We start from the raw sequence: 14660 nt of genomic DNA on the forward strand, positions 1-14660 counted from the left end.
ACACCTTTTAAAATATACATAAAAAACTAATTTAATCAAAACGAAAATGACGCTCACTATATATATAGAGAGGTCTCCATAAAAAACGATTAAAAAGAAGAACAAAAAGACACATCACAACAATCCCAAGAACAGTTTCCGGAATATTCCCTTCCTCAGTTGCTTTGGCAATATATGCTCCCAGTCCTTTTGCACTGAGCTTCATATCTCCCCAACTTACTACTTCAGAAACAATACTGGCATTCCAAGCCCCACCAAAAGCTGTAATGGCTCCAGTGATATAATAAGGGAAAATACCTGGAATAATAACATTTTTCCACCAACGCCATCCTTTAACATGAAAACTTTTTGCTACCTCTCTTAAATCATTTGGAAATGCACTGGCACCTGCAATAACATTAAAAAGAATATACCATTGAGTACCCAATATCATCAATGATGATAGCCAAATATTAGGATTAAGTTTATAATAAACAATAAATGCAACGAAAGGTGGAAAAGCAATATTGGCCGGAAATGCTGCAAGAAATTGTGCTAATGGTTGAATTTTTGCAGAAATTTTTGGACGAAGGCCAATCCATGTTCCTATGGGAACCCAGATTAAAGTTGCAATAACTACAAGAAATGCTACTCTTAGCAGAGTAATCAAGCCAAGATTTATTGCATTTAAAACATCATTATACCTTAAAGTTGTATGAAGATATTCAAATGCTTTCCAAGATATATATAGTGCTATAAAAAAAACAAAAGAAATCCAAAGAATTCCCATAACACGATATATCTGCTGATTATATCGTGAAACCTTTAAAAATTCTGGAGAATGATAATAAACTTTATTCGGTAAAAAAGATATTTTTTGGAAAAAATCGCCAATCACAGAAAATATCTTTTCAAAACTATCAATAACAATACGCAATGCCTTAGTTCTGCGAAAAAGATCTAGTACCCAGGAATTAGGAGAAGACGCTGATACTGTTTGTTCAAAACGAAACTTATCTGCCCAAGCAACAATAGGTCGAAATAACAACTGATCATAAAAAATAATTACTAACAACATTGTTAACAAAGCATACCCTACAGCTGGCAAATTCTGATCTTTAATTGCTAGACCAACATATGAACCAATCCCTGGAAGAGTTATTACAGAATCATTGACTGTAATTGTTTCAGAAGCAACAACAAAAACCAACTTCCAGACATGGACATCATCGTATTCCAAACAAGCCCTGGCATACTAAAAGGAACATCAAGCTTCCAAAAGCGCTGCCAATTTGAAAGACGAAAACTGTGAGAAACTTCTTCTAAATCCTTTGGGATATTACAAAGTGATTGATAAAAACTAAACGTCATATTCCAAGTCTGACTAGTAAAAATTGCAAAAATGGCAGCCAATTCAGCGCCTAATACTCGACCTGGATACAAATTCATAAAGAAAATAACAGTAAATGTTAAAAAACCAAGAATTGGAACTGATTGCAAAATATCAAGAATAGGAATAAGGACTATTTTAGCATAACGATTCTTAGCAGCGAGAGTCGCGTAAATAAACGTAAAAAGTAAAGAAAAAATAACAGCAGCTAACATACGCAAAGTGGTACGCAATGCATATTCCGGTAAACGCCACCAATCAAGAGAAACAGGAGTAAGATCAACTAAAGTTTTTGGAAGTGTTGTCTCATGAATACCATAAACCAGTAGAATTATTCCTCCTATCACTAATCCAAGTGCCAATACATCAAAAATATTTGGTATAAGACTACGATTTACAACCAAAGGAGAAGCATTGTATAAAGTCATTGTATTATATCCTCAGGTGTTATCTTATATGATTGCCGTGATAGCCTCACATTTAATACAAAATTACTAATTGAGATAAAAATTTATAGCTAAAAAATAGCAAATTAAGCATATACCATAATTGATTCAAATAGAAATCTTCATAATAAAGTGAGCGGGATAATAATATTTACATATTATTACAATTTTTAATTATTCTTTTCTAACGAATTTTAACTGTCTGTGAAATAAAAGTATTATAATTTTTCAATAAATTTCTCTTTATTTAAGATAAAAATTTAATACTGTAAATTAATCTTCAATTATATATTAACTTACGGGATTCAAATAGCTATTTTTAAAATTCTTAAAATACTCCAAAAATTTAAAATAAGAACAACGATATACTCAAATAAAAGAAATGCCATACAGACAATATTATTTCAATAATCATGCAATAAAAAACCGGGCTTTAAGCCCGGTTTTAACACTCAACTTACAGTTAATTCAAATATTTAGAATTTTACACCAATACCGACTGAAATATTATTTGCACTATAACCTCTGGAGAAAGCAGCATCCCTAAGAGTAAAGTCCTTTTTTCCCAATCGTGTATAGCGATACTCAAGACGAGCTGTTACATTATCAGTAAGAAAAGTCTCAACACCAGCACCGACTGTATAACCAATTCCTACCTTATTAACTGACACGCTGTTATCAATAGCACTAAATTTATTACGTCCGAGAGCAAGACCGCCAGTTGCATAAAGAAGAACAGGATCAAATGCATAACCTACACGACCACGTAAAGAAGATTGAAACCCTGTTTTAGCTACCACATTAGTATCATTAATACGGATTCTAGAATATCCTAAATCACCCTCAACACCATAAACTATATGATCGTACTGTAAATTATATCCCCCGTAGACACCGCCACCAAAAGCATTTTTACTACGTGTTCTAGGATTTGTAAGACGCCCATTAGTAAAAAAACCTTGACCTCCTATATAAGCTCCACTCCAATCTAAGCCAGAAGAACTTGGGGTAGATGGGATACTTGGAGCAGAGGGTGCAGATTGTATATCATGTACCGCATCTGCAGCATTAGCAGAAAAAAATGAAGCGAGAACAATTGTTGACGCTCCCAAAGTTAAAAAAACATTACGCATTCTATATTCTCCTTGATCAATGAATCACACGCTCACAATAAACGCACAACACCTTAAAAATCCTTTAATTAGCTCAGGACTCCAGTAATCGCCTCTACACTTCGTTTTCTTCATGTATAGAAGCTGTCAGCTAAAATGACTTTTAAATGTGGCAATAAAAAAGCAAAATAATGTCTTTTTTGTGTTAAAAATATTCGAGACCAACAAGTTACCTAAAAGCAACACACTTTTACAGGACAAGAATATTAAACAAATACCATATTATATTATAAGTATTTTATAAAAAATAATCTTAAAAAATAAGTAAAAACGCAATAAATATTAATACGAAACAGATATGAATATGAAAGATCTTTATAAAGAAATAATCTATTTAAATTGAGAAATATTTATTAATAGCCTTCTCCCTTATTCAGATATCCAAACCTTTTTAAAAAAATACAAATAAAGAATTCAGAAGACAAATTATGATACAATAATGTTTACAATATAGCTTTTCTATCATTTGTTTATATATGAAAGCAATTGAATTATGCACAAATATAAAGTTGAATTGAAATTCAATAAAGCGATATCTAGAAGTAAAAATTATAAAGAAAAAGCTCCCTTGAAAAACTCTGAATCCACAAAAGACAAGAACATCGTTGCTCCATAGGATAAAATTATGAAAGCAGACGTACATATATATGATCAAAATAACCCAATCATAAATAATAACGGGATCATTTCAAAGTTTGTTAAAAACCTCACGAATTCTCCTGGAGTTTATCGAATGCTCGATAAAGACGGACATGTTCTTTATGTAGGAAAAGCGCGTAATCTTCAAAAACGGGTTGCAAGCTATACCCAAAATAAAGGTCATAGCATCCGAATTAAAAATATGATAAACCAAACAGCAAACATGGAGTTCATAACAACCCATACAGAAGTAGAAGCCCTTCTTTTGGAAGCCAATCTTATAAAACAATTAAGGCCTCGCTTTAATGTCCTTATGCGTGATGACAAATCATTCCCATATATCCTTATTACCGAAGGGGGAAAAACAGCATCTGCTCTTTATAAACATCGTGGAGCACATTTGAAGAAAGGCGACTATTTTGGTCCTTTTGCATCCACCAGTGCAGTAGAACGTACAATAAATTCACTACAACGCGCTTTCCTATTACGTACTTGCTCTGACAGTGTATTTAATTGCAGAACCCGTCCTTGTCTCCTTTTTCAAATCAAACGTTGTTCTGGGCCATGCACACAAGAAATAAGCAATGAAGAATATGAAAAGCTTGTGAATGAAGCTAAATCATTTCTATCAGGTCATAGCAAAAATATAAAAAAAGAAATCGCTTGTGCCATGAACAAAGCAGCAAACCAAGAAAACTTTGAAAGCGCCGCCATGTATCGTGATAGGCTTGCAGCTCTTTCTTATATTCAAAATCACCATGATATCAGTATTGATACTCATGAAACAACAGATGTTTTTGCTCTCTACCATGAAGGAGGAATTTCCTGTATCCAGGTCTTTTTCTTTCGATTCAAGCAAAATTGGGGAAATCGTACTTACTTCCTGAAAGGAGATACACAGCTTTCTAAAGCGCAAGTGCTTAGTAGTTTTCTTACACAATTCTATGATGATAAAACTTGCCCTCAAAACATCTTGTTATCAGATAATATAGAGGATATTGATTTATTAAAAGCAGCATTTTACTATAAATCTGGGCATAAAGTAAAAATTATTGTGCCACATCAAGGGAAAAAAAGAGAGCTCGTTGAGCAAGCTCTTATGAATTCTCGTGAAGCCCATAAACAAAAATTCGCAGAAGAAACATTACAAAAGCAGCTGTTAGAGAATTTTTCCAAAACATTTTCTCTAACATATATTCCAAAACGTATTGAAATATATGACAATTCTCATATCATGGGCTCTAATGCTGTAGGTGTTGTCGTCGTAGCAGGAGTAGAAGGTTTCATAAAAAATCAATATCGAAAGTTTAATATATGTTTAAATGATATCAATCCAGGAGATGACTGTGGTATGATGCGTGAAGTTATAAAAAGACGTTTTCAACGGCTTATGAAAGAAACTCCTAAATTTAACTCTTCTGCCCAATCAAATAATAATATATCATTCCCAAAATGGCCTGATGTACTCATTATTGATGGTGGGCAAGGACAAGTAAATGCTGTATATTCTACTCTCAAGGATTTAGGCATTCAAGATTACCTAACTGTTATTGGTATTGCTAAAGGACCGAATCGCAATGCTGGTTTTGATCGATTTTTTACACAACAAAAGAAATATTTTGTGTTAGCTCCCCGTAGTGCTGTCCTCTATTTTATCCAACGTCTTCGTGATGAAGCACATCGCTTTGCAATCACAACACACCGCACAAATCGCAAAAAAGGATTAATACATAGCCCCCTTAATGATATACCGAATATTGGCCCTTCTCGTAAACATGCATTATTGCAATACTTTGGGACAATTAAAGAGATATCTAATGCTACTCCAGATGATCTTGCAGCTGTCAATGGAATATCTAAAAAAATAGCTCATAAAATTCATAGTTATTTCCATAAAAGCGATAATTATTAAAACAATAATTTACATAAAAAAAATATTCATACTATTAACTATTAATTATAAAATTGTAAGCTTTCTGAAAGAAATTGAATGCCTCGTTACTTTTACAACATTCCTAATATACTTACCTATGGACGAATTTTAACTATTCCACTGATTGTTTTATGTTTTTTAGTTGAACATATCCATAAATTACCAAACCCAAATTTTATACGTTTGATTGCTCTTTCTTTGTTTATTATCGCTTCCGTAACAGATTTTCTTGATGGATATCTTGCTAGAATCTGGAATCAAACATCCAATATTGGCCGTATGCTAGACCCCATTGCAGACAAACTTCTCATAGCATCTATAATACTTCTTATGACAGCTGATGGTACTATCGGAAAATGGTCAACTTGGGCAGCAATCACGATACTATGCCGTGAAATTCTAGTATCAGGTTTAAGAGAATACTTGGCAGAACTGAAAGTAAGTGTACCTGTTACACGTATTGCAAAATTTAAAACACTTATTCAAATGATTTCTATTGGCTTTTTATTAGCTGGTCCTGCTTGCAAAGATTTCCTAGAACACCTCACAGAAGTCGGTATTATTATGCTTTGGATTGCCGCTTTACTCACCATCTATACAGGCTATGATTATTTTCGTGTAGGACTCAAACATATAGAAATAGACAATGACTAGTATTTCTTTAATATAGCCTATCTATAATGAAGCGTTCTATATGATTAGATGGACTATAGAAAACTCCTATACGTAAAATACTTATAATAAAATATTTTGTATCTTTACTTAATCTCATGAATAGGAAAACATCTATAAAGCCATGACACCTTAAAACATATAATGAATTCATTATTGAATAATCTATGCTTTCAAGTTTTTCTTTTCATGATCAAGCTGCCAGGATTTATCTCTCCTTCTTTCAACTAAAAAAATTGTAGTACTTATTAAGACAAGTACTACAATAATAAAGCATTTTCATTTGATTTTAAAATACCATATTCTTATCTGTAGACATGAATTTATTGAGATCTTCAAATATAAATAATAACATGCTCGTTTACAGCCTCAATAATCAATTAATTTTTATAATAAAAAAATAAACCACGGGAAGGATGTACTTTAAAAATACTTAATCATATTCAAAAACAGAACAAAAATTCTAATACACTTATACTATACTTCGTGACCCGCCATTACGTTTTTTATGATATATACTCTCTTGCTGATACTGCGACTTAAAATTAAATGACTTTCGCTTCTTGAACTCAGGTTGTTCTCCATTTAAAGATGTAATCTGTATGCCTTTATCCAATTTTTTAGTACGAAGAAGAGGCTCTACACCTCCTTCTGAAATTTCTATAAAGGTTTTTTCAGGTTGTACTCTAATTGCACCAATTTCATGCCGACTAATACCGCTACTACGACACAACATAGGAATCAGCCATCGTGCTTCAGCATTTTGCTTACTACCAATTGACAAAGAAAACCAATGCGATCCATTAAATCCCTCTCGTGTCTTGGCAAATCCCCCTGCCCTAAATTCTTCGCGATTACGGCTTTCATTAACTTTTAAATTAACATCTTTTAATTCTCCTGGAGAACAATATCCAGAGCGAGAAAGACGCAAAAAGCCAGCTGCTAATTGCTCAGGACCATGTTTTCCCAGTAGAGCTTCAACCAATTCTTTCTCGTCTTCCTGAAGAGGTTTATCTAGTAAAGGATTAGAAAGAATCCTCTTGTTATCATAAGAAATTATTTCTTTTACTGAAGGTGCAGCTGCCCAAGTAGCTTTAATACCAGCAGTGTGCAAAAGACTTTCAGTACGACGTCGAGAATTTTGTGGTATAATAACAACACTTGTTCCCTTACGCCCAGCTCTACCTGTACGACCACTTCGATGCAGTAATGTCTCAGCATTAGAAGGCAATTCTGCATGGATAACAAGTTCAAGATCTGGTAAATCAATTCCACGTGCTGCAACATCCGTTGCTATACAAACACGTGCTCTTCCACTACGCATTGTTTGTAAAGCATTACTACGTTCCTTCTGACTTAATTCCCCTGAGAGAGCAACAACTTGAAAACCACGATCTCCTAGAGTCTTAGTAAGATTTGCAACCGATAAACGTGTTCCACAAAACACTATCGCATTTTTTGCTTCATAATAACGTAAAACATTAATAATGGCAGTATCCCGATCACCTGGCGCTACCATAAGTGCACGGTAATCAATATCGCTATGCTGACGATTCTCAGAGCTTATATTAATACGAACAGCATTCTTTTGATAACTTTTAGCCAGTTTTGCAATAGCAGACGATACAGTAGCCGAGAACATCAACATACGTCGATCTGATGGGGAAGAATCAAGTATAAACTCAATATCTTCACGAAATCCCAAATCAAGCATCTCATCAGCTTCATCAAGAATAATAGTGTTAAGGCCTGACATAACAAGAGCATGCCCCCGAATATGATCACATAATCTTCCTGGTGTTCCAACGACAATATGTGCACCACGTTGCAACATACGCCGTTCACGATGTAAATCCATACCACCAATACAAACAGAGACGACGACACCAGCATTTGCATACAGCCATTCCAACTCACGACCGACTTGCAATGCCAACTCTCTCGTAGGTGCAATCACAAGAGCAAGTGGCTTACCAGCAGGATCCAAATGTTTTTTACCCGCGAGAAAATCAGATGCCAAAGCCAATCCAAAAGCTACAGTTTTACCAGAACCTGTCTGTGCAGAAACCAGAATGTCCTTATTGTTTAAATCAGGATCTAACATAGCTTTTTGAACAGGCGTTAGTTCAAGGTAACCACGATCAGATAATGCCTGTACAATAACCTGCGGTACATTCTTAAAAGTATCCATAAAAAAATAATCCTATTCTATACTTGTCTAAGTCACATGAGACTAAAAAATTAAAAGCCCTTAATGTCTCTAAAGAGAGAGATTTCAAAATTGGACTAAAAAGCGACAATAAATATCTATTAAATAACAGTCCTTACATCTTCTAAAACCAAATACATTATTTAAAATGTCATATGAAAGAAAATACAAATGTTTGTATTGAAAACTAGCGGGAGAACTTCATCAGCTCATGCTGAAATCTCCAAAATACTAAAAAATAGTAGTATAACTATAAATTTATAACAATTTGATATTATAACACAACTCATTTAAGTTTGCTCTGCGTTTCTTTCATGATATATTTGAGCTTTCCACAAGATTACTCTAAAATATCCTGTATAGCAGTTTCATCTGAACTAACAAAAAACGAGAGCAATCAATAACTAACATCTTCGATTTAATTATGCTTTGAGATATTCAACTTGTCAACTCTATTACTATTAAGTAACAGGATAACATTCTTTCAATAAAAGACCTCAACTTACTACAATAATACATTATTAATTGATTTTTTCTATCATACTCAAAATTTTTGAGTTGTAACAATAAAAAACTTTTATAATCTCCTAAGTACCTTAAGATTAACCTAATGACACGCTTCGCAGAAACGCTGAATTCTCTTACATGCTTCTTCTAAAACTATTTCTGAAGTTGCATAAGAAATACGAAAGCCCGGACCAAGACCAAAAGCTGACCCCTGAACAATCGCAACATGTTCTATCTCTAAAAGCTGACTTATAAAATCTAAATCTGTTGCTATAACCTTTCCAGAAGGAGAAGTCATACCAATTAAATCTTTACAAGATGGATAAATATAGAAAGCACCTTCAGGAATCGTGGTTTTTATTTTCTTAATTTTATTAAGAAAAAATATACAGTTATCACGACGATTTTTAAAAGTCTGCCTATTTTTTGAAATAAAATCTTGAGGACCATTCAGTGCTTCAACAGCAGCCCATTGTGCTATAGAACAAGCCCCTGAAGTCTGCTGACCTTGTATAACATCCATAGCTTTAATCAGAGATAAAGGGCCAGCAGCATAACCTATACGCCAACCAGTCATGGCATAAGCCTTAGAAACACCATTCATAACAAGAGTACGATTATAAAGGGAAGGCTCAACTTCTACCAGCGTCCTAAACTTCAAATCATCGTAAACAAGATGTTCATAAATATCGTCTGAAAGAACCCAAACATGAGGATGTTTTATTAATACATCAGCTAATTCTCTAAGTTCATTTAAAGAATAAACTGCTCCTGAGGGGTTAGAAGGAGAATTCAAAATCAACCATTTTGTTTTAGGAGTAATTGCACGTTCAAGATCCTCAGCAGTAATCTTGAAATTATTTTCTTGCTTCGTATTAATAAAAACAGATTTACCACCACAAAACGCTACAATTTCTGGATATGACACCCAATAAGGACTAGGAATTAAAACCTCATCACCAGGATTAACCGTAGAAATTAAAGCATTAAAGATAACCTGCTTACCTCCAGTGCTTACTATAGTTTGATCATATGTATACTTAAGATTATTTTCACGCTGAAATTTTTTAACAATTGCTTCTCGTAATGCAGGTATCCCTGATACAGGCGTATATTTTGTCTCTCCACGCTCTATAGCATCAATAGCAGCTTTTTTAATATTATATGGAGTATCAAAATCTGGCTCCCCAGCACTCAAGTTCAATACATCAACACCTTTAGACCTTAAAACATGAGCTTTCTGAGCTGCAACAATAGTAGCAGAAGGTTTCATCCGAGAAAGAGCTATAGAAAGAAAACTCATGATAAACATCCTTCAAAACTAGATCACATATTTTATTAATATCAGAAAGTAAAATTCAATCAAAAAAAATTTAACTTTAAACATATCATTTCAAATAAACTAAAATAATTATCTTATCTCATCATTATATACAATAACTTTCTAATCCTAAAAAAGCTTTATGTTAGTTTTAAACTCCTTCCTTTTTTGATCAGAAACTTTATAAACAGGAAGTAGCAGGCAGAAGATTATTAAAACGATCAAGTCATATACAAAGCAAATCAAACTTTTCATCTCTTAAAATTCACCAGCAATTAATTTGTCTCAAAAAAAATTCTATGGTACATGTTTCTATTTATTTAAGAAAGTTTGGATTTATGAATAAAGTATTCATTGATGGCGAACATGGAACAACTGGTCTTGAGATTTATAAAAGGTTGAGTGTCAAAAGTGACATTGAGTTGATTTCGCTCTCAAAAGAGGATAGACATAATAAAAAATTACGCTTACAATGCATGGGTTTTGCCGATCTTGCTATTTTATGTTTACCAGATTCTGCGGCAATTGATATATTAGAGTCTCTTCCAGCATCATCTAAAACACGTATAATTGATTGTTCTACTGCGCATCGTACTAATAATAATTGGGTGTATGGTTTTGCCGAAATGACAAAAAAACAAAAGGACTATATACGTAATGCGCAATTTGTTTCAAATCCTGGCTGTTATCCAACAGGAGCTCTTGCTTTAATTCGCCCATTGCGCGAGCTTGGGATTTTGCCTTCTGATTATCCATTAACAATTAATGCTATTTCAGGTTATACTGGCGGTGGAAAAGATCTAATAGCAAAAATGACTGATCCTACTAACCCTAATTATATTACAGAAAATTGTTTTTCTTATGCGCTTAATTTTAAACATAAGCACATACCTGAGATTAAAATCCATGGCCTGTTGGATAAAACACCTAATTTTATACCTACAGTAGCACGTTTTCCAAAGGGAATGTTGGTACATGTGCCTTTGCATCATCGTATCCTTAAGAAAGGCACAACAATAGATATTATCCGTGATGTATATAATGATTATTATCAAAACAGTGATTGCATAATTGTATCTTCGTATGATAGCACCGTTCAAAATGATAAAATATATGCAGAGCATCTTGTCGGTACAGATAATATGGGTATTTCTGTCTATGGTGATGAATCAATGGGCATTATAGGGTTGTATGCTACTCTAGACAATCTTGGAAAGGGTGCATCAGGAGCCGCAATACAAAACCTTAATATAATGCTGTCACGCGAATAATTCTGTTATTTGATCTGATCCCAATAATTACAATATACTTATCACTAAGAAGCTAGTCTAATTGTGATCCTGTTTTGAATTTAACTCCTGTAATCTCAGAAAGACCACATACAGGGATGGATATGAAGGTTTTCTGTTGTTTGGACAGTTCTAATACTGCCGCAATGACAAGATTAGGCTCAACAATACTTGATATATTTGCGACACCATCAAGCATACATAATGCTCCTACAAGTGAATTTAAGTTATTGCGCTCGTCTCCAATTTGAATGGTATTTGCATAAGTAAGGGCTTATAAATCATTTGCAAGATATCGCGCTTCTACAAGATCCCTAAAACTAAAACCATACTTATAAAAACAAGCAATACAGGAAGGCAAATTACAATTATACTTAAACATACCTGACATTTTAATTTGAAATTTATTTTGTTGCCGTTGTTTTCAATGCACCCGTTATCTGGTGATCCACATATTAAAAACAGTGATATGTCTGTGGAGCGGGTAGCGGGAATCGAACCCGCATATTCAGCTTGGAAGGCTGCTGCTCTACCACTGAGCTATACCCGCATATGGATCAAATTATTGGTGGAGGGAGTTGGATTTGAACCAACGTAGGATAAACCAGCGGATTTACAGTCCGCCCCCTTTAACCACTCGGGCACCCCTCCAATCTCATTCTATTATAAAATAAACGGTTTCACTCATTTAATAAACAAGGTATATGTATTCGAAATTTATTACTGTCAACATAGAATTTGAAAAAATAATTATTTCCTTTTAGATTAACAAAATATCACTTATAATAAAATATTAAATCCTTAATATACCTCATTAGCGATACCAAAAATTTTAACAATATACCCTAGTTATGAAATGATGTCTAAAAAAAATGATCCAACTTTTTCTGCTAAAGATGTAAATTATGTTAAACATAATAGACCTTACCAGAATAAAAAGAAGTTTCAAACAAAAAATTCTTTTCAAATACCCAAAGGGAAAACTCACATAAAAAATACCGTATTTATGTATGGGCTTCATACAGTATCTGCAGCCCTCAACAATCCAGAAAGAAAAATCATTCAACTTTCAGCAACTCAAAATGCTATGTTACGTTTAAAATGGACCCCAAGTGATGACAATCATTTCCCTGTTAAAATAATTTCTTCAAAAGCAATAGATGAACAACTTGGTCGAGACACTACTCATCAGGGAGTCATGCTAGAAACACATCCTTTGCCATCAAGAGATATTGATTCAATCAAAAACTGCAAACTGTTAATTGTATTGGATCAGATTAATGATCCTCATAATGTAGGAGCTATTTTACGTTCTGCTGTTGCTTTTGAATGCGGTGCTGTTATTACTACAAGACGCTATAGTCCTTCTGAATCAGGTACTCTGGCAAAATCTGCTTCTGGCGCATTAGAACTTATCCCTTATATTCAGGTAACCAACCTATCTGAAAGTTTGGAAGAACTCCATAAATTAGGTTTTCAAACAATTGGTCTTGATTCAGAAAGCCCTCAATCTATCGAATCCGTATTTTTAGGAGACAAAATTGCTTTTGTGATTGGCTCTGAAGGAAAAGGCCTCCGCCAAAAAATTCAGAAAAAAGTGATCGCAATGGCTCGACTTAATGTACCAGGCGCAATTAAATCCCTAAATGTATCAAACGCAACAGCTATTGCTCTTTACACAGCCCATAAATTCTTTAATTAGAACCTCAAAAGAACATGACAAAATAATTCTTCTATGAAACTTATTGTTGAATTAATCTACAACATGAGAACTCAAAAGTTTTTCTAATCCAATAAGTTCCGCATGTGCAATGCTAATATTGAGATGAATCGATCCATTCTCCATATCATTGCGACGCTTTACTTGAGCATGCTGATATATCCAAGGAAGAAAAGAAAGCTGATTAACAGAAAGGACTATATTTTCTGTTACAGTTTTTCCAGACAAGCGACGTGTGATTTCAGATGCTAAAACATTGAATCCATCACCCGTTATACTAGAAACAGGAATTGCACCCTGAGAAGCAGCCTCTTGAAATATTTCCTTTCGAAAATGAGGTTCTAAACAATCTACTTTATTCCAAACCTCAAGAATACGACCACAATCTTCCATAACATCAATATCAAGATCTGATAGTATAGTATATACATCACGTGCTTGAGCTGCATTATTACGATTTGATATATCTCTCACATGCAAAATAACATCTGCCTGCCTTACTTCTTCTAAAGTAGCACGAAATGCTGCGACGAGATGTGTCGGTAAATCAGAGATAAATCCAACTGTATCTGCAAGGAATGCCACAGGGCCATGTGGCAAAATTATTCTCCGCAATGTGGGATCGAGTGTAGAAAAAAGCATATTTTCAACAAAAACACTTGAACCCGTTATACGATTAAATAACGTTGACTTACCAGCATTAGTATAACCAACCAGTGCAATAATTGGATAAGGAACTTTCTTTCTTTTAGCCCTATGCAGTTGACGAGTACGTACAACTTTTTCGAGCTGTTGTTCTAAATAGCAAATTTTTTGCTGTAGCATTCGTCTATCAGCTTCGATCTGGGTCTCTCCTGGACCACCCAGGAAACCAGTACCTCCTCGTTGCCGCTCAAGATGCGTCCAACTACGAACAAGACGACCTTTTTGATAATTAAGATGAGCTAATTCTACCTGTAGAGCTCCTTCTTTAGTCAAAGCACGTCGCCCAAAAATTTCTAAAATCAAACCAATACGGTCAATTACTTTAATGTTCCATATTTTTTCTAAATTACGCTGCTGCACAGGTGTCAAAGATTGATCAATAATAATCAAACCAACATCAAGATCATGAATAATTGTGTTAATCTCTTTAATTTTTCCTTTTCTTATAAGAGTTGCAGGGCTAGGTCTTGAAACAGCAACCACAAAAGAACGCACTACTTGTAAATCTATTGCCTGCGCCAAACCTACAGCCTCGTGTAAACGACTCTCTGAAAAAGAGATATTGCTGATATCATCGGCAGAAGAAGAAATGCTTTTTAATACTACTTCAACCACAATAACACGAGAAGTATCTTTACAAATTTTATCTTTCTTAATCAAAAAAACCACCACAAAACT

Annotated in this window: 9 protein-coding genes, 2 tRNA genes and 1 pseudogene; 4 read left to right on the forward strand and 8 right to left on the reverse strand. The window is 34.0% G+C overall.

The annotated features are described in order from the left end of the window. Positions 1-31: 31 nt before the first annotated feature. Together B488_RS05595 and B488_RS05600 are read right to left on the reverse strand one after the other, a co-directional pair. Positions 32-1797: pseudogene (locus B488_RS05595) on the reverse strand (ABC transporter permease). A 494-nt stretch (positions 1798-2291) separates the two neighbouring features. Further along, complete coding sequence (locus B488_RS05600) at positions 2292-2948, reverse strand: outer membrane protein (RefSeq protein WP_015273568.1); 657 nt, start codon at positions 2946-2948, stop codon at positions 2292-2294. Positions 2949-3612: 664 nt separating this feature from the next. Between B488_RS05600 and uvrC the strand changes: the two genes are divergently transcribed. Together uvrC and pgsA are read left to right on the forward strand one after the other, a co-directional pair. Continuing rightward, complete coding sequence (gene uvrC / locus B488_RS05605; RefSeq protein ID WP_015273569.1) at positions 3613-5538, forward strand: excinuclease ABC subunit UvrC; 1926 nt, start codon at positions 3613-3615, stop codon at positions 5536-5538. Between the two features lie 78 nt (positions 5539-5616). Continuing rightward, positions 5617-6213: a CDP-diacylglycerol--glycerol-3-phosphate 3-phosphatidyltransferase gene (gene pgsA / locus B488_RS05610; protein ID WP_015273570.1), complete on the forward strand. Its 597-nt coding sequence runs from the start codon at positions 5617-5619 to the stop codon at positions 6211-6213. Between the two features lie 490 nt (positions 6214-6703). On the opposite strand, the gene B488_RS05615 is transcribed toward pgsA, so the two are convergent. Together B488_RS05615 and B488_RS05620 are read right to left on the reverse strand one after the other, a co-directional pair. Further along, entirely contained in the window at positions 6704-8422 is a 1719-nt protein-coding gene (locus tag B488_RS05615; protein WP_015273571.1) for a DEAD/DEAH box helicase, read from the reverse strand. Positions 8423-9047: 625 nt separating this feature from the next. Next, positions 9048-10250, reverse strand: coding sequence for a pyridoxal phosphate-dependent aminotransferase (locus B488_RS05620; protein ID WP_015273572.1), 1203 nt, complete (start codon positions 10248-10250; stop codon positions 9048-9050). A 356-nt stretch (positions 10251-10606) separates the two neighbouring features. Here B488_RS05620 and argC point away from each other — a divergent pair, with 356 nt between their 5' ends. Next, entirely contained in the window at positions 10607-11539 is a 933-nt protein-coding gene (gene argC, locus B488_RS05625) for an N-acetyl-gamma-glutamyl-phosphate reductase (protein ID WP_015273573.1), read from the forward strand. A gap of 52 nt (positions 11540-11591) precedes the next feature. Here argC and B488_RS07230 read toward each other — a convergent pair whose 3' ends face one another. The 3 genes from B488_RS07230 to B488_RS05635 all read right to left on the reverse strand — a co-directional run bounded on the left by B488_RS07230 (position 11592) and on the right by B488_RS05635 (position 12208). Next, complete coding sequence (locus B488_RS07230; RefSeq protein ID WP_015273574.1) at positions 11592-11756, reverse strand: hypothetical protein; 165 nt, start codon at positions 11754-11756, stop codon at positions 11592-11594. 277 nt (positions 11757-12033) lie between these two features. After that, positions 12034-12107: transfer RNA gene (locus B488_RS05630), tRNA-Gly, on the reverse strand. A 16-nt stretch (positions 12108-12123) separates the two neighbouring features. Further along, a tRNA-Tyr gene (locus B488_RS05635) sits at positions 12124-12208 on the reverse strand. A gap of 208 nt (positions 12209-12416) precedes the next feature. Here B488_RS05635 and rlmB point away from each other — a divergent pair. Then, positions 12417-13259 carry a 23S rRNA (guanosine(2251)-2'-O)-methyltransferase RlmB gene (gene rlmB, locus B488_RS05640; RefSeq protein WP_015273576.1) on the forward strand — a complete coding sequence of 281 codons (843 nt, stop codon included), beginning with the start codon at positions 12417-12419 and terminating at the stop codon, positions 13257-13259. A 51-nt stretch (positions 13260-13310) separates the two neighbouring features. On the opposite strand, the gene hflX is transcribed toward rlmB, so the two are convergent. Continuing rightward, the gene (gene hflX / locus B488_RS05645) at positions 13311-14642 is read right to left on the reverse strand and encodes a GTPase HflX (protein ID WP_425277612.1); all 1332 of its coding nucleotides are present in this window, start codon (positions 14640-14642) and stop codon (positions 13311-13313) included. Positions 14643-14660: the final 18 nt, after the last annotated feature.

This window comes from Liberibacter crescens BT-1, from assembly GCF_000325745.1.
GTDB classification, from domain to species: domain Bacteria; phylum Pseudomonadota; class Alphaproteobacteria; order Rhizobiales; family Rhizobiaceae; genus Liberibacter; species Liberibacter crescens.

Coding starts and splice junctions, on each gene's coding strand:
- B488_RS05615 (WP_015273571.1), bottom strand. CDS start 8,422: ATGGATACTTTTAAGAATGTACCGCAGGTTATTGTACAGGCATTATCT.
- pgsA (WP_015273570.1), top strand. CDS start 5,617: ATGCCTCGTTACTTTTACAACATTCCTAATATACTTACCTATGGACGA.
- B488_RS05600 (WP_015273568.1), bottom strand. CDS start 2,948: ATGCGTAATGTTTTTTTAACTTTGGGAGCGTCAACAATTGTTCTCGCT.
- uvrC (WP_015273569.1), top strand. CDS start 3,613: ATGAAAGCAGACGTACATATATATGATCAAAATAACCCAATCATAAAT.
- rlmB (WP_015273576.1), top strand. CDS start 12,417: ATGTCTAAAAAAAATGATCCAACTTTTTCTGCTAAAGATGTAAATTAT.
- B488_RS05620 (WP_015273572.1), bottom strand. CDS start 10,250: ATGAGTTTTCTTTCTATAGCTCTTTCTCGGATGAAACCTTCTGCTACT.
- argC (WP_015273573.1), top strand. CDS start 10,607: ATGAATAAAGTATTCATTGATGGCGAACATGGAACAACTGGTCTTGAG.
- B488_RS07230 (WP_015273574.1), bottom strand. CDS start 11,756: ATGCTTGATGGTGTCGCAAATATATCAAGTATTGTTGAGCCTAATCTT.